Source organism: Pseudomonas sp. MYb13 (assembly GCF_002980075.1).
Taxonomy (GTDB): domain Bacteria; phylum Pseudomonadota; class Gammaproteobacteria; order Pseudomonadales; family Pseudomonadaceae; genus Aquipseudomonas; species Aquipseudomonas lurida.
Window position 1 is genome coordinate 1 of record NZ_PCQI01000007.1, and the last position, 17,559, is coordinate 17,559.

At 61.5% G+C, this 17,559-nt stretch carries 16 protein-coding genes and 1 pseudogene; 9 read left to right on the top strand and 8 right to left on the bottom strand.

Going from position 1 to position 17,559, the window contains the following annotated elements; translation table 11 throughout:
- Nucleotides 1-477, bottom strand: a 477-nt coding sequence (locus CQ002_RS14650; protein ID WP_146118038.1) for an MFS transporter, incomplete at its 3' end; no start/stop codon positions are given.
- 349 nt (nucleotides 478-826) lie between these two features.
- Between CQ002_RS14650 and CQ002_RS14655 the strand changes: the two genes are divergently transcribed.
- The 5 genes from CQ002_RS14655 (at nucleotide 827) to CQ002_RS14675 (ending at nucleotide 7,910) form a co-directional block, all read left to right on the top strand.
- Nucleotides 827-1,813: a diaminopimelate epimerase gene (locus CQ002_RS14655; protein ID WP_105161944.1), complete on the top strand. Its 987-nt coding sequence runs from the start codon at nucleotides 827-829 to the stop codon at nucleotides 1,811-1,813.
- Between the two features lie 305 nt (nucleotides 1,814-2,118).
- On the top strand, nucleotides 2,119-4,137 hold the full coding sequence (locus CQ002_RS14660) for a type VI secretion system tip protein VgrG (protein WP_105161945.1): 2,019 nt from the start codon (nucleotides 2,119-2,121) through the stop codon (nucleotides 4,135-4,137).
- A complete protein-coding gene (locus tag CQ002_RS14665; RefSeq protein WP_105161946.1) occupies nucleotides 4,137-4,973 on the top strand; it encodes a DUF4123 domain-containing protein in 837 nt (278 codons plus the stop codon). The genes CQ002_RS14660 and CQ002_RS14665 overlap by 1 nt, the downstream gene beginning before the upstream one ends.
- On the top strand, nucleotides 4,966-5,745 hold the full coding sequence (locus CQ002_RS28560; RefSeq protein ID WP_105161947.1) for a hypothetical protein: 780 nt from the start codon (nucleotides 4,966-4,968) through the stop codon (nucleotides 5,743-5,745). Before CQ002_RS14665 ends, CQ002_RS28560 begins: the two co-directional genes overlap by 8 nt.
- 14 nt (nucleotides 5,746-5,759) lie before the next feature.
- Nucleotides 5,760-7,910 carry a lipase family protein gene (locus CQ002_RS14675; RefSeq protein ID WP_105161948.1) on the top strand — a complete coding sequence of 717 codons (2,151 nt, stop codon included), beginning with the start codon at nucleotides 5,760-5,762 and terminating at the stop codon, nucleotides 7,908-7,910.
- Between the two features lie 9 nt (nucleotides 7,911-7,919).
- Here the strand turns inward: CQ002_RS14675 and codA are convergent, their stop codons facing one another.
- From codA to CQ002_RS14710, 7 genes and pseudogenes are all read right to left on the bottom strand, one after another.
- Nucleotides 7,920-9,155, bottom strand: coding sequence for a cytosine deaminase (gene codA, locus CQ002_RS14680; protein WP_034103610.1), 1,236 nt, complete (start codon nucleotides 9,153-9,155; stop codon nucleotides 7,920-7,922).
- 27 nt (nucleotides 9,156-9,182) lie between these two features.
- Entirely contained in the window at nucleotides 9,183-10,388 is a 1,206-nt protein-coding gene (locus CQ002_RS14685) for a PucR family transcriptional regulator ligand-binding domain-containing protein (RefSeq protein ID WP_105161949.1), read from the bottom strand.
- The gene (gene codB / locus CQ002_RS14690) at nucleotides 10,385-11,653 is read right to left on the bottom strand and encodes a cytosine permease (protein WP_069022764.1); all 1,269 of its coding nucleotides are present in this window, start codon (nucleotides 11,651-11,653) and stop codon (nucleotides 10,385-10,387) included. The genes CQ002_RS14685 and codB overlap by 4 nt, the downstream gene beginning before the upstream one ends.
- A 190-nt stretch (nucleotides 11,654-11,843) precedes the next feature.
- The gene (locus CQ002_RS14695; RefSeq protein WP_105163114.1) at nucleotides 11,844-12,467 is read right to left on the bottom strand and encodes an NUDIX hydrolase; all 624 of its coding nucleotides are present in this window, start codon (nucleotides 12,465-12,467) and stop codon (nucleotides 11,844-11,846) included.
- 12 nt (nucleotides 12,468-12,479) lie between these two features.
- A pseudogene (locus CQ002_RS14700) lies at nucleotides 12,480-12,917 on the bottom strand (GNAT family N-acetyltransferase); the annotation flags it as partial.
- A gap of 92 nt (nucleotides 12,918-13,009) precedes the next feature.
- The gene (gene queD / locus CQ002_RS14705) at nucleotides 13,010-13,366 is read right to left on the bottom strand and encodes a 6-carboxytetrahydropterin synthase QueD (RefSeq protein ID WP_034103617.1); all 357 of its coding nucleotides are present in this window, start codon (nucleotides 13,364-13,366) and stop codon (nucleotides 13,010-13,012) included.
- Nucleotides 13,367-13,694: 328 nt separating this feature from the next.
- On the bottom strand, nucleotides 13,695-14,774 hold the full coding sequence (locus CQ002_RS14710) for a patatin-like phospholipase family protein (protein ID WP_105161950.1): 1,080 nt from the start codon (nucleotides 14,772-14,774) through the stop codon (nucleotides 13,695-13,697).
- A 159-nt stretch (nucleotides 14,775-14,933) separates the two neighbouring features.
- Between CQ002_RS14710 and CQ002_RS14715 the strand changes: the two genes are divergently transcribed.
- From CQ002_RS14715 to CQ002_RS14730, 4 genes are read left to right on the top strand one after another with little or no spacing between them, the layout of a single operon-like run.
- Nucleotides 14,934-15,236 (top strand): PepSY domain-containing protein, encoded by a 303-nt coding sequence (locus CQ002_RS14715; RefSeq protein WP_012723360.1) that lies wholly within the window; start codon nucleotides 14,934-14,936, stop codon nucleotides 15,234-15,236.
- Nucleotides 15,236-15,547: a PepSY domain-containing protein gene (locus tag CQ002_RS14720; RefSeq protein ID WP_034103622.1), complete on the top strand. Its 312-nt coding sequence runs from the start codon at nucleotides 15,236-15,238 to the stop codon at nucleotides 15,545-15,547. Before CQ002_RS14715 ends, CQ002_RS14720 begins: the two co-directional genes overlap by 1 nt.
- A complete protein-coding gene (locus tag CQ002_RS14725) occupies nucleotides 15,547-16,215 on the top strand; it encodes a response regulator transcription factor (RefSeq protein WP_105161951.1) in 669 nt (222 codons plus the stop codon). The genes CQ002_RS14720 and CQ002_RS14725 overlap by 1 nt, the downstream gene beginning before the upstream one ends.
- Entirely contained in the window at nucleotides 16,212-17,525 is a 1,314-nt protein-coding gene (locus CQ002_RS14730) for a sensor histidine kinase (protein WP_034103626.1), read from the top strand. The genes CQ002_RS14725 and CQ002_RS14730 overlap by 4 nt, the downstream gene beginning before the upstream one ends.
- Nucleotides 17,526-17,559: the final 34 nt, after the last annotated feature.

Sequence of the window (17,559 nt, forward strand, 5' to 3'; positions counted from 1 at the left end):
CGAGACCCCCGCCGCGCCGATAATCCCCCCCAGGCTGAAGAGCCCGTGGAAACCGGACATCATGGTCTTGCCACTGGCGCGCTCGACGATCACCGCCTGCAAGTTGACCGTGGAATCCACCGTGCCCAGGCCGGCGCCAAACAGGAACAACCCTGCCATCAGTAACGGAATCGAACTGACCGTTGCCAACATCGGCAAGGCGAGGCAGATCATGATGGTCCCTGCACTCAGTACTCGTCGGCAGCCATAACGCGATGCCAACGCGCCGGCTGCCGGCATCGCGATGATCGAGCCGACGCCCAGGCACAACAGCAGCAGGCCCAGTGTGCCTTCGCTCAGGTCGGCGCGGGCCTTGGCATACGGCACCAGCGGCGCCCAGGCGGCGATGCCGAAACCGGCAATGAAGAAAGCGATACGGGTCGACATTTGCTCCAGCCGCCCGGGAACCACGGGCGCTGAGGTGGGGATGGCAGTCATGAAAAATCCTTGGTTTTGCGTTCAACGAACGATGTCCGGCGCGACATCCTTGCACATCAGGCCTTGGTGCGCGACCTGGGTTCCCCCGGTATCCGCCTGCTGTGAATTTTATTTTTACACACTTGGAACGCTAGGGCGGTTTGTTGCCACGTAAGCAGTATCGAGTTCGTAGGAGGCGGTCTTGAAGGTGCGTAATCCCCTTGAGGGCTTTTGAACCCCAGGGCGCTTGCGGTGATTACCACCTTCAAGGCCGCCTCCCATTTTCAGTAGGTTCTGTAATACGCTGTAGTCCCGATCTTTAGGCCCATGGGACGGACCCGTCGATGATGCATTTGCGGCAAGCAACGCCATGACCCTATTCTACGACGCGCGCGGCAATATCTATGGCGTGGTCAGCCCGACCTCATTGAGGAACAAAGGCATTGCTGTCCCCGAGAACGCTGCCTTGGCCGCGTCTACTCGCAACCTCTGGACGACATCGGCCATCGCCTCCGAATGCGATTGGGGCCCGACGCCACGCCCGGCCGGCGCCAAGGCCCACCGCTGTGACGGCTTGCTGGTCGGGCCGTTCCAGGCCGCGCCGCCGTTTGACCTGCTCATCGTCAATACCGATGGCTCCCTGGCCGAGCGCAGCGGCAATGGCTTGACGATTTTTGCCCAGGCGCTAACTGAACAGGGCCTGATGAACGACGCCAGCGACTTGCGCGTTCATCACGACAAATCGGATGCCGTATCACCAGTTGCCACTCGGGTGGAGCCCGCCATTCGTGACCAGGTTACGGGGTTCTGGCTCGAACTGGGTTTGCCTGCATTCGGGCCTGCGGCGGTGGGCGCGCAGGGGGGTGGTCAGGCGTTTCTGGCAGGCAACGAACTGAGCCATGTCAGTGAGCTGGCCGCGGTCAACCCACAGTGGGCAACCAGTCAATTCGTGCGGGTGGGTAACCCGCACTGTGTAACGTTGGTCGAGCAGGTGTCGGCATTGCCAGGCAACGCACAGATGCAGCAGCCGGCTCTGTTCGACGCCTTGAAGGCGATTGCCTTCGCGCCCCCGGCGGGTAGAGGTCACCCCTGTATTGCCGGGGTCAACCTGCAATGGGCCGCGCGCCAGCCTGGCAACCGCGTCATCGCGCGCGTGTTCGAGCGCGGGGAAGGTCCCACGGCGTCTTCCGGAACCAGTGCCAGTGCCGTCGCCTGCGCGGCATGGCGTGCGGGTTGGGTGCAGAGCGGTGAAGTTGCCGTGGTGATGCCGGGTGGCATTGCGCCGGTACGCTTGCACACTGAGGGCGAGAGGCTGCTGAGCGTCAGTCTGTTCGGCACTGCGCGGCTGCAAGTGTGAGGTTTTTCAACGGCCGATGCGGTTAATCGATGTCGGCCGTTTCTCTGTTAGTTAGTTGTTGTTAGAAAAGTTGATGTAGGGCATTTCTTATTATTAAGAAGTGGCACATTGGCTCGCTTTCTTGTTTTGTAAAAGATACTTCCAGTTTCGACGTACGAAACTTCTTTTTTATTTTTTAAAGGCCGATTTTTGCCCGTAATCGCTAAGCTTCGAGGCGTTCAGGCACTTTTTCTCGGCAACTTTTCCGTGCTTAACGAGAGGGAGTATTTCAAGGGGATTCATTCATCAATGGCGGGTAACAACGGATGGTTAACGCGTTTGTTTCGTCACGTTTCAAACTGATTCTTCCACACATGCATATCGACTTCCAAGTGCTGGCATTCAAAGGCAGTGAAGTCTTGGATCAACCGTTTTTCATCCAGGTACAGGTCGTGAGTGACAACCCTTCCCTTGACCTGGAATCGTTGCTCCACCAACCCGCCTATCTGGATTTCGGTGACGCGCAAGAGGGCCTGCATGGGCAGGTCTATGCCATTGGTCGAGATGACCCCGGCCGGCGCATCACTCGCTATCACCTGACCCTCGTGCCCCGGCTGGCCTACCTTGCCCACCGGCGCAACCAGCGGATTTTCCGGCAACGCAGCGTGCCGCAGATCATCGCAGCGGTTCTTGAACAGCATGGCATCCTGGCGGATGCCTATGCGTTCGAGCTGGGTCCCGTGGTGTATCCGCCGCGCACGTTCTGCGTGCAGTACGCGGAAAGCGACCTGCACTTCATCCAGCGGCTGTGTGAAGAGGAGGGCATTCACTACCATTTCCGTCACAGCGCGGACGCCCATCTACTGGTGTTTGGTGATGACCAGACGGTGTTTCGCCGCTTGCCCGCGCAGCGCTATTGCGCTGCGGGCGGTCCGCAAGCCGATACCCGGGTTATCCAGCGTTTCGATGTGCGCCTGGCCACGCGCAGCCAGAAGACGGTACGCCGCGACCATGACTTCGAACGCCCTTCGTTGTGCCTGCAGGACACCGCCGGCTCTGCTCCGGCGCAACCTCTCGAGGACTATCACTACCCCGCAGGGTTCACCGATCATGCCCGGGGCAAGCGATTGGCACGGCGGGGGTTGGAGCGTCACCAGCGCGACCGTCTCCGGGCACTGGGCAAGAGTGATCAACCCGCGCTGCGCAGTGGGCACTTCCTCGAGTTACACGATCACCCCGATCCGTCCTGCAACGACTTGTGGCTTATCACGTCGGTGCGCCACGAGGGGTATCAGCCGCAGGTGCTGGAAGAGTCGCTGCCCACGACGGACGCATTCGTGGGGTATCGCAATCGCTTTACCGCGACCCCGTGGCAAGCGGTGCATCGACCACCGCTCAAGCATCCCAAGCCGACCATCCAGGGCAGCCAGACCGCCACCGTGACCGGTCCGCCTGGCGAGGACGTGCATTGCGACACCTATGGCCGGGTGAAGGTGCGCTTTCACTGGGACCGCCTGGACAAGTCGGATGACAAAAGCAGTTGCTGGGTGCGGGTGGCATCCGGATGGGCCGGCGACGGGTTCGGTGCAACGATGATCCCGCGTGTGGGCATGGAGGTGCTGGTGACCTTCCTGGAGGGGGATCCGGACCAGCCATTGATCAACGGTTGCCTGCCGAATGCGTCGCATAGGCCGGCGTATCCCTTGCCGCAGCACAAGACCCGCAGCGTCTTGCGCAGCTGCAGCTCCCTCGGCGGCGCAGGCGCCAACGAGCTGTACCTGGAAGACCGGCGTGGCGAGGAACTGATCTACCTGCGTGCGCAGCGGGACCTGGAGCAGCAGGTTGGCCATGACAGCCGGTTGGAGGTGGCGGGCGAACGGCGGGAGGTCATTCAGGGCATGAGCACCACTCACCTGGGCGGTGAGGAGCATCGCCACGTCACCGGTGATCGCCGTGTTGTGCTCAAGGCCAGCGACCACCTCGATGTCCAAGGCGACAGTCAGACCCGTGTTGGCCAGACCCTGTTCGTCGAGGCTGGGCAGCAGCTTCATCTCAAGTCCGGAGCCAGCCTCGTGATCGACGCCGGGGCGCAACTGAGCCTCAAGGCAGGTGGCGAGCACCTGGTCATCCAGGCGGGCGGCATCTTCAGCAGTCGTCCCATCACCCTTGGCGGCACACCGTCCGTCACCTGGGCGGCAAGTGCCCTGGCGGCGGCCGACAGGCCAAGGCTCTCCACGGTGCAAGGCACCCTGATGAAACTGGCCAGGCAACTGGGGGCCGATTACTGCCCGGTGTGCGAGCGCTGCGGCGAAGGCCTATGTGATCTGCCGGGGAGGGCCGCTTGATGCAGAACATGCCAGGCCGATGGATGGATCAACAGCATCAGGCAGGACGCCGCCTGTGCTTGATCCTTGAGGGGCATGACGACGCCTGTCAGCCACTGCTGGCGACGCGCGATGTTTCAGGGTATTGCAGCCTCTACGCCAAGACCGACTTGGCGGAACTGGCGGGGGAAGGCCCCGTGGTTTTGCTGCTCGAGCAGATGAGCGAACCTGCACTGCTCGCCCTTGTGCAGCAGCCCGATAACAACTGGGGTTGGCTGGGCAGTCTCCCAGGCGAAGACTTGGCGGCCGTGACTCGACACTGGCGTGACAGGCTGCTGGTGGGGACAACCGGCGCGCCGTCGATGTACCGCTTTCACGACAACCGCACCCTGGGGCGTGCGCTGGCGTACCTGCAACCGGAACACTTACCGGCCTTCCTCGGCCCGTTGGTCAGCGTGTGCTACTGGCACGAAGAGCGCTGGCGCACGGCTGACAACCCGCAGCCCGGCGAGTATCCCGTGCCGGATCCCGCGCCCTGGTTGAACACGCCCAACCCGAACGCCGAAGCCATCCTGCACGCCAATATCCTGCGTTACCTGTTGGCCGAGCACAGTGAAGACCTGGTCGCGTTGGCGGAATTCCAAGACCCGAGAATCTGGCTGGAACAGCTGCTGAAACAGGCTCGTACCTGGCAGTGGCGAAGGCCGGAACAGCTGGAGTTCCTGGTGGTGCGACGGCTGGAAGAGGCCACGCGCAGCAGTGTCATTCGGTGGCAACCACTGGTTGGGGAAGCACCAGGGGACCATTTTGAACGGGTGGTAGCGCAGTGGGCATTAACGGGGGGAAAGGATGAGTAGGCGAAGGTGGGGTGTGTTAATTGCCTTAGGGGTGGTTGGGCTGACGGGGTGCGTGGGGAAGCCGGTCGAGCGGTTTACGTTGGAGGTGGATTTGCCGGCGGAATTTCGCTTCATCGGCGGCGCCAACTATGGGCCCGCGACTGGGGAAACTTGCACGTTGCCGAGGCGTCGAGGCAAGCGACCTGAGAGGAAAATCTTTATTGCGCGGTACAAACCGATGGCTGAGCGCGTGAGTGTTGAGCTACCGCTGACTGAGGTCATTGAAGGGTGCCCTACGGTTTTGCGCAGTGTGGATTTTAGAACGTATGCGAAGTGGGGACCTCGAGATTCAGACGTTGGAGGAGACAATTCAAGTTTCTCAATTCGAGATTATTCGGACTCTGATGGACCGGGGATGCCAGAGACGAGAGTTCAGGAACTACACCGGCGATGTCAGTGGAGGTTTCGGACTGCGGGGCCGCAGCACGCAATTATTAAGGCCCTTACATGCAGCGCTTTCGGGCTGGCGAGTCAGCCGCAAGAACAACGAGCAGGCGTTGCAGTGCAACGAGATCAGTTATCGGGAAAGGCCCTCAGGGCGACGTTTGTATTGACTGGTGAGGAAGCTCCCTACTTTGACGATAGGTGGGTGGCCGTTCCCGGCGGATGGAAGCGTTGCAAAGGTAAAAGTTTTGAAGACCTGTATGCGTTTTGCGACGGTAATACCACCGACTTCAAGCCTATAACAATGCCGGATGGTCGCATCTGTGATGTCTATCCATCGTGTAATTAACAAGGAGCAAGCTCATGAAGCTGGACGCACGGAAGCAACCTTTTTTCAGTGATAACAAGCCGGCCTGTGCATTGCGCGGGCATTGGGTGAGTTTTTGCCTGGTGGATGAACTCGGCGTTGGGACGGCCTACGGTGGATTGCCTTACACCCTTCACGACAGTGCGGGACAACAATACAAAGGTCGGCTGAATGGAGACGGGTTCGCGGAGTTAAAAGATATGTACTGCGGGCCTGTAGTCCTTGTTTTCGACGACCTGTACTCAGGCACAGAGCCATTGTATCGTCAGTTGATGTCGCGCCCCACATACAAGCTGCCGATCACCGAGCTTCAAATTCGTGCCGAACAGACCCGATTTGCTCGCTCCGACGGTCGGCGTACCGAAGATGATCCGGTTCAACAAACAGCCTGTCGGTTTTATCAAGTTGAAGTTCGCGATCTGGTCCGTCATGTCGCCCACTTGCCACCGATTGCGCAGCGAACTCATCAACCCCAGCGGCATGCATTAAAGATGCTGGCGGATCTTGGCTTTGGACCATCCCAACCGACTTTGGCGGGGATCGTGTTGTTTCCCAACAACCACACCGTTCTTCAGGTTCGGCCACTGCGAGCTTTACGTCCGATGCTTTCGACCGAAGACCGTTTCTGTGCCTTGAACCTGTACCAGTTGGCGTTGATGTCCACCTTGAGTTATTGCGATTTCGGCCAGGAGCCACCTCAACAGCCTCAAGACGAAGTTCGATTTCCCCTCGATCCCAGCGTCAGTCATTTTTTTGCTGAAAAACTCTCGGGTTATCACGAGGCCTGGCGAGTCGATGCGGAGCAACAGCAATGTTTCTATCCCCTATACGAAGAAGTCCCGTACTCCAGGCGCTTCGAGATACTGCCATTCGATCCGGCGTTGTATCCGCAAAACCGACCGGAGTTGGGGGCTAAGCAGGAGCACCCGGCACGTTTGCACTTTTTCGATGATGAAGAGTTTGGTACCGATACTCAGGCATTTATCAGCCACCATGAGGAGGTAATCCTGATTGCAATACGTGGTACCGCCAGCGCAACGGATGGGTTAAGGGATGCCAATGCCCATCAGGTGGCTTTCGCCGAGGGCGTCGGTAAGGCACACGAAGGCTTTTATCAGGCTTACCGGGCGATGCGTGATTTCGTGCTGCATTACCTCACTCAGTTTCATATAGGGCAACGAATCGTCATCTGCGGCCATAGCCTGGGCGGCGCAATCGCGTTGTTGTTGGCAGAAGGCCTACGTCGTATTCCTAATCGTACCTACAACATCCTCCTCTACACCTACGGCGCCCCCCGCGCGGCCGACGCCGAATTTACCCTCGGCGCCTCAGCCCTGGTCCACCACCGCATCGTCAACCATAACGACCCCGTCCCCAGTGTGCCGGCCCCGTGGATGAACACCACCGCCAAACTCTGGGTCCCCGGCGCCGTCACACTGTTCAGCGCACCCGCGCCGGGTGGACTGTTGTTCGCCGCAGGCCTGGTACGTTTCGGTGGCAATCCCTACCAGCACCATGGCGAACAGCAACACTTCATGCCGATCGTGCTCGCGGATGGCACGCATTCCTCGGTCTTGTGGAAGCCGGGTTGTGAATCCATCCAGGAAGCCGGCTGCAGCCGAGCGTTGCAACTGCATGGCGACATGCCCAATCGTGACAACCTGCTCCGGCAGCTGTTCCAGGCCCACCAGCACTTCATGACCGCCAGCTACATCCCGGCCGCCTGGGCGACACTACGGCGATGGCAACAAACCCAGGAAAGCAACGGGCCCCTGGTAACGCCGAGAGAATTTGACCTGCTCGACCACGCACTCGAGACCATGCGCCAGCAACTGCGCAACAAGCGTCGTGAACTGGCCCGCCTGAGGCCCGCCAATGACCGTGGCTATGAGCACAACGAAGCCTTGAACGCCGAGATCGACCGCTTGCATACCAGCCGCGAGCGCCTTGCAAGCCTGCGTTGGCGCCGTCTGGAAGCCCGGGATGTCTATGGCAGTCACGCCCACAATGCCAACTTGCAAGCGAGCCTCAAGCGCTGGTTCGGCCACCGTGAAAACCGCGAGCCGGCCCCGCTCGCGAGTATCCCTCCCGCCATCCATGAAGAATCGGGGAGGGCGCAAACACTGGATATCGACTCGATCGTCTGAACCAGGCGTTTAAACGAACTCGACGTGCGCTGGCTGGCGCTTCATCAACACCTTGCCGTTGCGGATCGAGTAAAGCGGCAGGCCCTGGCTGCGGATGACCTCGTAGTCGCTGTCCGCCGAGAGGATCAACAGGTTCGCGGGCCGTCCAGGCTCCAGGCCGTAGCGGTCACCCAGGGCCATGGCCTTGGCGCTGTTGTCGGTCACCAGGTCCAGGGCGCTTTGCAGGTTGCGGTAGCCAAGCATGTGGCAGATGTGCAAACCGGCTTCCAGCACCCGCAGGATGTTGCCGTTACCCAGGGGGTACCAGGGGTCGACGATGGAGTCCTGCCCGAAGCAGACGTTCATGCCGGCTTCCAGCAGTTCATTGACCCGGGTGACGCCGCGACGTTTCGGGAAGGCGTCGAAGCGGCCTTGCAGGTGAATGCTCTCGGTGGGGCAGGAGACGAAGCTGATACCGGAGTGCCCCAGCAGGCGGAAGAGTTTGGCGCAGTAGGCATTGTCGTAGGAGCCCATGGCCGTAGTGTGGCTGGCGGTGACACGGGCCCCCATGTCACGGCTGCGAGCCTCTTCGGCCAGTACTTCGAGGAAGCGCGAATGCGGGTCGTCGGTTTCGTCACAGTGCACGTCCACCAGGCAACCGGTGCGTTCGGCCAGGTCCATCAAGAACTTCACTGAGCTCACGCCCTGGTCGCGGGTGTATTCAAAGTGAGGGATGCCGCCGATCACGTCGGCGCCCAGGCGGATGGCTTCTTCCATCAGCTCACGGCCGTTACGGTACGACTCGATGCCTTCCTGGGGGAACGCGACGATCTGCAGGTCGATCAGGTGCGTGCTTTCCTGGCGCACTTCCAGCATGGCCTTGAGCGCGGTCAGATCCGGGTCGGTGACGTCGATATGGGTGCGCACATGCTGGATGCCGTGGGCGGCCAGGGCCTGGATAGTCTTCTTGGCGCGGGTCTTGGTGTCTTCCTGGGTGATGGTGGCCTTGCGTTCGCCCCAGCACTCGATGCCTTCGAACAGGGTGCCGCTCATGTTCCAGCGCGGTTCGCCAGCGGTCAGCGTGGCGTCGAGATGGATATGGGGCTCCACAAAAGGGGGGATCACCAGGTTGCCGGCGGCGTCCAGGTCGTCGGCCGTCGCAATCGTGGCACTCGATTGTGGGGTGATACTGGCGATCCGGCCGTGTTCCAGGTGCAGATCATGCAGGCCTTCACGGTTGCGCAGGCGGGCGTTGATGATGTGCATGGGCAAGTTCCTCTTGGCTAAAGACAATCAGGCAGACAGTCGCCAGATCATCAGTGCAATACCGATGTCCAGGCGATCATAAGCATTATCCAGCGTCAGGCCGCACAAGGCCTCGATGCGCTGGACGCGGTGCGTCAGGGTGTTGCGGTGCACAGCCAACCGCTGGGCGGCGGCCACAAGGTTACCATTCTCGTGAAACCAGGCTTCCAGGGTGGGCATCAGGCTGGGGCCATGGTGCATATCGTGGCGCAGTAATGGGCCGAGGCGTTCATTCAGGAACTGATCGAGCAGGGCCCGATCGCGTACCCCGCTGAGCAATTTGAGCACGCCCAGCTCATCGTATACGCACAGCCCGGCCCGCTCGCTGAAACGCCGCGCGGCCGCCAGTGCCTGGCGTGCCTCATCCTGCGCCTGGGCCAGGCGTGCCGGTGGGTGCGCAGCGGCGCTGAGGCCGATAAACAATTTGAGCGGCGCCAGGCGCAGGTTCAGCGGGTTGAGCCAACTGGCCAACTGCTGGCGGTTGGCCTGGGCAGCGACAGCGTCCGGGGCCGGCAGCAACAGTGTCCATTGCCCGGCCCGCCCGAGTACCGGCAGCCTCGCCGACACCTGGCGCAAACGCCGACTGATTCCGTCGTGTTGGCGAGCCAGTTGCGCTTCGACCTCCGCAGTATCGCCCTGGGCAAACAGCAGTTCACTGCCTTCCAGTTGCAGTTGCACAACCTGCCAATGCCCGGCCAGCGACAGGCCCAATTGCACGCCACGGTGCAGCAGCAAATCCAGGGACTGATAGTCGCCGGTCAGCAAGCGCTCCAGCACATCGTGCCGCGAGCGCCCCAATTGCTCGGACTGGATCAGCGCCGAGCCAATGGCCTGGGTCACCAGCACCATTTTTAACGAGTAAGGTTGCTCGATCAGCGGCATGCCGGCAGCTTCGGCAGCCTCCAGCAAGCGCCGGGGAATCGCCTGGATATACGCCGGCCCGGTCAGAATCACCAATCCAGCCACCTGACGCTCGCAGGCTTCTTCCAGCAGTTGCAGCAGGTTGGCTTCGTCGCGCGGGTGATTGATTCCGGTGACGAACACCAGTTCGCCACCGAGCACCCATTCGGCAATCCCGCTGTTTTCCGCCACGTAGGGCCAGCGCACGCCATTCTCCAAGCCTGCCTCACCGGCGCGCAGGCACATGGACTCCAGGCCCGGCAAGGCCAGCACATCGGCAATGGTCAGGCTCATGCCTGGGCATCAGCCAAGGGCGCGCGCACCCGGAGCACGGCGGTCAGCACGATGTAGGTCAGCGACGCGGCAACAATGCCCACCAACGGCGCGACCCAGGGTGAATTGAACGCCAGCACAGTGCCCACCGCATAGGCCACCAGCCCTGTCCAGTTGAACGCAGGTAGGCGTGCCTCGGCCAGGCGCGGATAGTGGCCGCGATACCGGTAGAAGAAGTCCGCCATGATCACCCCGCCAATCGGTGGGATCACCGTACCCAGCAGAATCAGGTACGGCACCAACATGTCGTACATGCCGAGCAATGCCAGCAGGGTGCCGATCACCGCGCCGGCCAGGGTCACGGTCTTGCGCCGCTTGGTGCGCAGCAGGTTGCAGCCAGCCACTGCGAAGTTGTAGATAGTGTTGTCCTGAGTGCTCCAGATATTGAGCAGCAACATGGCCATCGCCGCCATCGCAAAGCCTTGCAGCAGCAACACTTCGACGACGTCCGGTTGTTGATAGACGATGGCGCCGTAGGCACCGATCAGCACCATCAAGCCGTTGCCGATAAAGAAACCGATCAGGCTGGCCAGCACCGCCACCTTGGCCGAGCGCGAAAAGCGCGTCCAGTTGGTGGCTTGGGTCGCGCCGCTGACAAAGGTGCCGAATACCAGGGTAATCGCCGTGGACAAGTCCAGTTCAGCGGTCGGCACCACCGCCAGTAGCCCCTCCAGCCCGCCGACTTTTACCGTGGCTACCCACATCGACAGAAACAGCAGAATGCCCATTGCCGGCACCGCGATGTAGGACAGAATCTCCAGCCCGCGATAGCCGATATAGGCCGTGGCGCAGAACACCAGGCCAAACAGCACCATCAGCGCCAGCACACTGCCCTGGCCCAGCTCGAAATATTTGCCCAACACCACGGCGGCCGTGGCGGTGCCCCAGGCGTACCAGCCGATCTGGGTAAAGCCGAGGATCAAGTCGCTGAGCTTGCTGCCCACTTCACCGAAGCAGAAGCGCCCCATCAGCACCGAATTCAGCCCGCTCTTGAACGCGATGTACCCCAGGCCTGCGGCGTAGATACCCAGCAGCAGGTTACCCAGGGCCACGACGCCGAGCATGTCGGTGAAACTGAACGCCACGCCCAGCTTGCCGCCGGCAAACATGGTCGCGGTAAAGAACGTAAAGCCCAGCAGCACCATGGCGGTCGACGCCAGGCCTTTGCGCGCATGCATCGGGACTTCGCTGAGGGGGTAATCATTGCCCGGTTCTTGCTGCGTCATGTGGCGTGCTCCTGAATGAGTGACGCAGGCGTATTGCACCGTGCGTGCCAAACCGGCAGCAGTGACAGGCGCACGGTTGTGGCTGTGCACCGTGCACAGTATTTATAGCCAAACAGGGCGGGAACGCAGCGAGGGTTGTTCGCAGTGCCCAGTTGGGCACGAAAGCAGTGCAGCGGTGATACAAAATGGATCAGTCGAACAGCGTGTAGGTCGTCGCACCCCGGTGGAAGGCGAATGCAGCTTCCAGGTCACTTTCGATGGTGCGTCCGCGCGACAGTGGCGGCAGCTCATCAAGGCGGAAAAAGCCCACATCGGTGGTCTCCAAGCCCGCCATCGGTGCCGACCGATCCAGCGGTTCACACAGGAAGTAAAGCTTGTAGAAGTCCCGTATGTCCGGCCGATACAACCCCTTGGCCTTGTGCGTCACGCTATACAGTGCCCGTGCGGTCACCGTCAGCCCGGCTTCCTCGCGGATCTCCTTGACGATGTTTTCCGCCGCTGACAAGCCGATGTCGGCATAACCTCCCGGCAACGCCCAGCAGCCATCGGTCAACTCGCGCACCAGTAGAATCCGGTCGCCCTCGATGACCGCACCGCGTACGTCGACCATTGGCGTCGAGTAGCGCTGGGCGAAGTTGGTGACCAACCCGGTGATACGTTCCAAGGGCACATTGCCCAATTGCGCGAGCATCCTGTGGGCAATCTCGGCAATCTCTTCCAGGCGCTCACGCTCGAAATCATCGGTGCAAAAGTGCAGTCCCGTGGAGGCCAGTGCCTGCAGGCGTTTGGCTTGGGCCAGCCAGGTGTTTTCCATGGGTGGCTCCCGCAGTCGCTTGGTCATGTATACGCGGCGCAGGCCGTGTTCTTCAGCGCGATGGGTTTCGACATAACCACGGCGCGTGTACAGCCCGATGTTCTCGGTCATGGTTTCGTTGGTGTACAGGCGGATGGCGGTGAAGCCTGCGTCGAGGGCCTGTTGTTCGGCAAAATCCATCAGCAACCGCCCGAAGCCCAGGCCCTGGGCGTGCGGGGCGACGGCCAGGTTATCCAGCAACAGCGCGCCGTCGATATCCCGCAGGATAATAAAGCCCTGAAGCTGCCCGGCTTGCTCCAGCACATGCACGCCACCGATGTTCACCTGCTGGTGATAGTCCTCCAGCATCGGCCCCGGCTTGCGGCCAATCCGCTCGATATACGGCGAGTAGGCCGCCTGGACAATGGCCTCGATAGCAGCGACATCATGACTCGTAGCGGGGCGCATCATTGCCGCGTGCTCCTTGTGGGCAGGAAGCCACGACTGTAAGGGAGACGGGCACAAAAAAACCACCGCATGGGTGGTTTTTTCATATCGCAGGCTTATTCGCCGCGATAGATGCAGCCGCTGGTGCAGGTCTCGTGGATACGAATCGCGCTGAGCTCCGGCAGCAGGGGTTTGAGCTCATTCCAGATCCACTTGGCCAGCACTTCGCTGGTCGGGTTTTCCAGGCCTGGAATGTCATTGAGGTAGTTGTGATCAAGGCGTTCATAGAGCGGCTTGAAAATCGTCTTGATCTCCGAGAAGTCGCGAATCCAGCCGGTATGGGGATCCAGGTCGCCGCTCAGGTGGATCGCCACTTTGAACGAGTGCCCATGCAGGCGCCCGCATTTGTGGCCTTCCGGTACATGAGGCAAGCGGTGGGCGGATTCGAAGGTAAACTCTTTGAAGATTTCCACGGTGTTTTCAGCTCGGTCGATGTCTGGCAGGCGGCGAGTTTAACAGCTTGAACCCTTGCCGCGCATACCGTCCCTCTGTAGGCGCCGGCTTGCAGGTGAAAAATAGATAGGCGCCGCATTTATCCACGCCTCCCGCGATCCAAACATGGGGGAGCGGGCTAGCAACTGACCTGGGTGATGGATCAGACCGGGTACCTGTCCATTTCTGCGGTAACGGCTGCCATGGGTTCCGCTCTTGCAGCGGGTCACTTATGGAAAAGAGCCCGGAACGCCGGCCCAGCCTAAGGCGTTGTGCAGGTGCTTATTGCCTTCGCAGGCAAGCCAGCGACTAAAGGACGCTTAGTCTTTCGCCCAATTGGCCGTTATCCGCCAGCGCCAGAAACTCATCCCCCAGCCGCCGACTCTCGCTCATTGCGGTCTGCCAGTACTTGTTGCGGCTCGGGTCGTCGCCCAAGAAGCGCTTGAAGTCGCTGCGGTCGGGCAGCTTGCCGTGGGGCAGGCGGGCCAGGTAGTCCTTGGAGGGCGCCAGCAGCAACACGTCTTGCAGGCCTTGCTGGTTGCTGCGCCGCCACGGTAGGCCCTTGTCGAACCAGCCGGGGATGACCCGATCAGTGAAGTGCGGGTACAGCACGATGTCATCGCCGTGATAGGGCAGGTCGAGGTGGTAGTCCAGCAGGCCGCCATCGCGGTAGGTACCGGCGCCGGCGCCTGGCAGGTCGCGCACGCCTTGCATCACCATGGGGATCGAGCCCGACGCCAGCAATGCCTGGCGCAGGTTGCCCAGCTCCAGGGCCAGGAAGCGCGAGGGAAAATCCGTCAACGGATGCACCGGCGGGGCCTGGCGCGGATCGTGGATAATCAGGCGTTCGAAGTGCCGCGACAGCCGCGCACGGCCGCGCAGGTTATCGGCAATCACCGACGACAGGCCCAGCCCCAGGCGACCGCGGTGGTCATCGGCAAGCAGGCCGTGGCTCTTGACCACCATGATGTTGAGGCGATAGTCCGGGTTGTCCAGCACCCGCGCATCGCGCCCGGACAGCAGGTCGTCGAGCATGCGCTGGCAGCTTTGGCTGACTTCGGCCATGGTCACGCCTTTGGCAAAACGCTGTTCGTTGTACAGGCGGCCGAGGTCCAGCAGGCCTTGCACCGGGTCGGGCAGGCAGGCGCTGGCAAACCGCCAGGAACCGATGGACGCGCCGATCAGCGCGCGCTCCCGTGTCGCGCGGGGCAGCCAGTCGCCGAACAGCGCCAGGTCCAGGCCCTGGATGCCCAGTGCCTTGGGGCCGCCAGCCGCGCCGGGCAGGATGCCGACATCGGCAGGCTTGAGACCTTGCTCACGAATGCGCGCAAAGGCGCGTTTGCCGGCCTTGAGCGTCAGGGCGGGAAACTTGATGTGGATGGCTGTCATACCGGTCTCTGGTCGAGCGAGCGGGGCATTATAGAAAATCTCGCGGGATGTGGGGGAAAAGGCCTTGGCGGGAATTGCCATGGTGGCAATTCAGTTTCAGTTAAGTTGCAGCGCGTACGGTGGCTGGCGTAGGAAAACATCCTGTAACGGAGACATATCATGAAGCGCCTCACCGCTCTGGTCGCCGCCGGTATTATTGCCCTCACGGCGACCCAGGCCCGAGCCGTGGACCCCGACAAGCCACTGAAAGTGCCTGCCACTGTTACTATCGTCGCCTTTGACCAACTGGAAGCTGCGGCCCTGGCCCTGCATCCCGGATCGACACTGTTGGATACCGACCTCGACGAGGCCTATGGCAAGTACGTCTATGAGGTTGAATTGGAAGATGCCCACGGCATCGAATGGGATGTTGAATTGGACGCGCTCACCGGGCAGGTTCTCAAGAATCATCAGGATACGTAATGAAGGTAAATTTACGCGCCTGCAGTCGCGTGGCGCTGGTGCTCATGGCATTTTGCTCCAGCCTGGCAGCCCGCGACCTCAACCAGGATGAAGCCTTGGCGCTGCGCCAGCAGGGGGTGATCCTGCCGCTGGAGCAACTGTTGCAGCAGGCCATGTCGCGCTATCCCGGCTCACGCCTGCTGGAAGCCGAGCTGGAAAAGAAGCACGGGCAATATGCCTATGAAGTGGAACTGGTGACTACCGAAGGTGTGGTGCGCGAGATCAAGCTGGACGCGAGCACCGGTGTGCTGATCAAAGACGAGGAAGACTGATGCGCCTGCTGCTGGTGGAAGACAACGTACCCTTGGCGGATGAACTGTTAGCGGGTCTCCAGCGCCAGGGCTATGCCGTCGATTGGTTGGCCGACGGGCGTGATGCCGCCTACCAGGGGCAAAGCGAGCCCTACGACCTGATCATTCTCGACCTTGGGCTGCCCGGTCTGCCTGGTCTGGAGGTCCTGGCGCAATGGCGTGCCGCCGCATTGGCGACGCCTGTGCTGATCCTCACCGCCCGCGATTCCTGGGCCGAGCGTATCGAAGGGCTCAAGGCCGGCGCCGACGATTACCTGGCCAAGCCCTTTCACCCGGAAGAATTGCACCTGCGCATCCAGGCACTGTTGCGTCGTTCCCATGGCCAGGCCAACCAGCCCACCCTGCAAGCTGCCGGCCTGCACTTGGATGAGGGCCGCCAGTGCGTGCTGCGCGACGGCGCCGAGATCCAGCTGACCGCCGCCGAATTCCGCCTGTTGCGCTATTTCATGCTGCACCCCGAACAGATTCTGTCTAAAAGCCACTTGGCCGAGCACCTGTACGACGGCGAGACCGAGCGCGATTCCAACGTGCTCGAAGTCCATGTCAACCACCTGCGCCGCAAACTGGGCCGCAGCGTGATCGAGACCCGGCGCGGCCAGGGTTATCGGTTCGGCGCCAACCCTGCATGAAGTCGATCCAGCGGCGCCTGAGCCTGGGCCTGATCAGTGTGATGGTGATCGTCGGCGTGGTGCTGGCACAAACCAGCTTGTGGTTGTTCGAAGCCGGGTTGCAGCGGTACCTGGAAGCTGGATTGCGCAATGACGCCGAAAACCTGCTGGTGGCGCTGGTGCGCGGGCCCAATGGCGTGCAACTGGATGAGCAACGCCTGTCGCCGGCCTATCAGCGACCGTTCTCCGGGCATTACTTTCGCATCGATTTTGCCGATACCCACTGGCGCTCCCGCTCGCTATGGGACCAGGAACTGCCGCGCCTGCCCGAGGCCGGCCTGAAGGGCAACCTGCAACTGGGGCCGGAAGGCCAGCAATTGCTGGTGTTGCGTTCGGACTACAAGCGCTTTGGCCAATCGATTTCCATCAGCGTGGCCCAGGACTACACCCCGGTGCGCGAAAGCTTTCGCCTGATGCGCCAGATCGGCCTGGTGCTGGGGCTGGCGGCGCTGCTGCTGGTGCTGATCCTGCAACGGGTCACCGTGCGCCGCGCCTTGCGCCCGCTGGAGACCGCGCGCAACCAGATTGCCCAGCTGCAACAGGGGCAACGCTCGCAACTGGATACCCAGGTGCCGCTGGAGCTGGAGCCGCTGGTGGCGCAGATCAACCACCTGCTCGCCCACACCGAAGACAGCCTCAAGCGTTCGCGCAACGCCCTGGGCAACCTCGGGCACGCGCTCAAAACCCCACTGGCGGTGCTGTTGAGCGCGGCCTCGAGCGAGGCGCTCAGGGATCACCCGGCGCTGAGCAAACTGCTGCGTGACCAATTGGAGCAAGTACAGCAACGCCTCAACCGCGAACTCAACCGCGCTCGCCTGGCCGGGGAAACGCTGCCGGGCGCTTTGTTCGACTGCGAGAAAGAACTGCCCGGTTTGCTCGCCACCCTGAGCATGATCCACGGTGAGCACCTGGACCTGAGCTACCACGCCGCGCCCGGCCTGCAACTGCCCTGGGACCGTGAAGACCTGTTGGAGCTGCTCGGCAACCTATTGGATAACGCCTGCAAGTGGGCGGATGCCGATGTGCGCCTGACCGTCACCGAGGCGGCGCACAGCTATCGGTTGGTGGTGGAAGATGACGGCCCTGGCATCCCCGAAACCCAGCGTGACCAGGTATTCAGTCGGGGCGCGCGCCTGGATGAACAGATTGACGGGCATGGCCTGGGGCTGGGAATCGTGCGGGATATTGTCGAGGTGTGGGGCGGGGTGTTGCAGTTGCAGGAGAGTGGGTTGGGTGGGCTGAAAGTGCTGATCGAATTGCCCAAGCGTTAACGCACACCCTGCAGGAACCGGCAAGCCGGTTCCT

Bases quoted from the DNA above. Each gene is read 5' to 3' on its own strand.
- CQ002_RS14655 (WP_105161944.1), top strand. From the start codon at position 827: ATGACCCTATTCTACGACGCGCGCGGCAATATCTATGGCGTGGTCAGC.
- CQ002_RS14660 (WP_105161945.1), top strand. From the start codon at position 2,119: ATGGTTAACGCGTTTGTTTCGTCACGTTTCAAACTGATTCTTCCACAC.
- CQ002_RS14665 (WP_105161946.1), top strand. From the start codon at position 4,137: ATGCAGAACATGCCAGGCCGATGGATGGATCAACAGCATCAGGCAGGA.
- CQ002_RS28560 (WP_105161947.1), top strand. From the start codon at position 4,966: ATGAGTAGGCGAAGGTGGGGTGTGTTAATTGCCTTAGGGGTGGTTGGG.
- CQ002_RS14675 (WP_105161948.1), top strand. From the start codon at position 5,760: ATGAAGCTGGACGCACGGAAGCAACCTTTTTTCAGTGATAACAAGCCG.
- codA (WP_034103610.1), bottom strand. From the start codon at position 9,155: ATGCACATCATCAACGCCCGCCTGCGCAACCGTGAAGGCCTGCATGAT.
- CQ002_RS14685 (WP_105161949.1), bottom strand. From the start codon at position 10,388: ATGAGCCTGACCATTGCCGATGTGCTGGCCTTGCCGGGCCTGGAGTCC.
- codB (WP_069022764.1), bottom strand. From the start codon at position 11,653: ATGACGCAGCAAGAACCGGGCAATGATTACCCCCTCAGCGAAGTCCCG.
- CQ002_RS14695 (WP_105163114.1), bottom strand. From the start codon at position 12,467: ATGGAAAACACCTGGCTGGCCCAAGCCAAACGCCTGCAGGCACTGGCC.
- CQ002_RS14710 (WP_105161950.1), bottom strand. From the start codon at position 14,774: ATGACAGCCATCCACATCAAGTTTCCCGCCCTGACGCTCAAGGCCGGC.
- CQ002_RS14715 (WP_012723360.1), top strand. From the start codon at position 14,934: ATGAAGCGCCTCACCGCTCTGGTCGCCGCCGGTATTATTGCCCTCACG.
- CQ002_RS14720 (WP_034103622.1), top strand. From the start codon at position 15,236: ATGAAGGTAAATTTACGCGCCTGCAGTCGCGTGGCGCTGGTGCTCATG.
- CQ002_RS14725 (WP_105161951.1), top strand. From the start codon at position 15,547: ATGCGCCTGCTGCTGGTGGAAGACAACGTACCCTTGGCGGATGAACTG.
- CQ002_RS14730 (WP_034103626.1), top strand. From the start codon at position 16,212: ATGAAGTCGATCCAGCGGCGCCTGAGCCTGGGCCTGATCAGTGTGATG.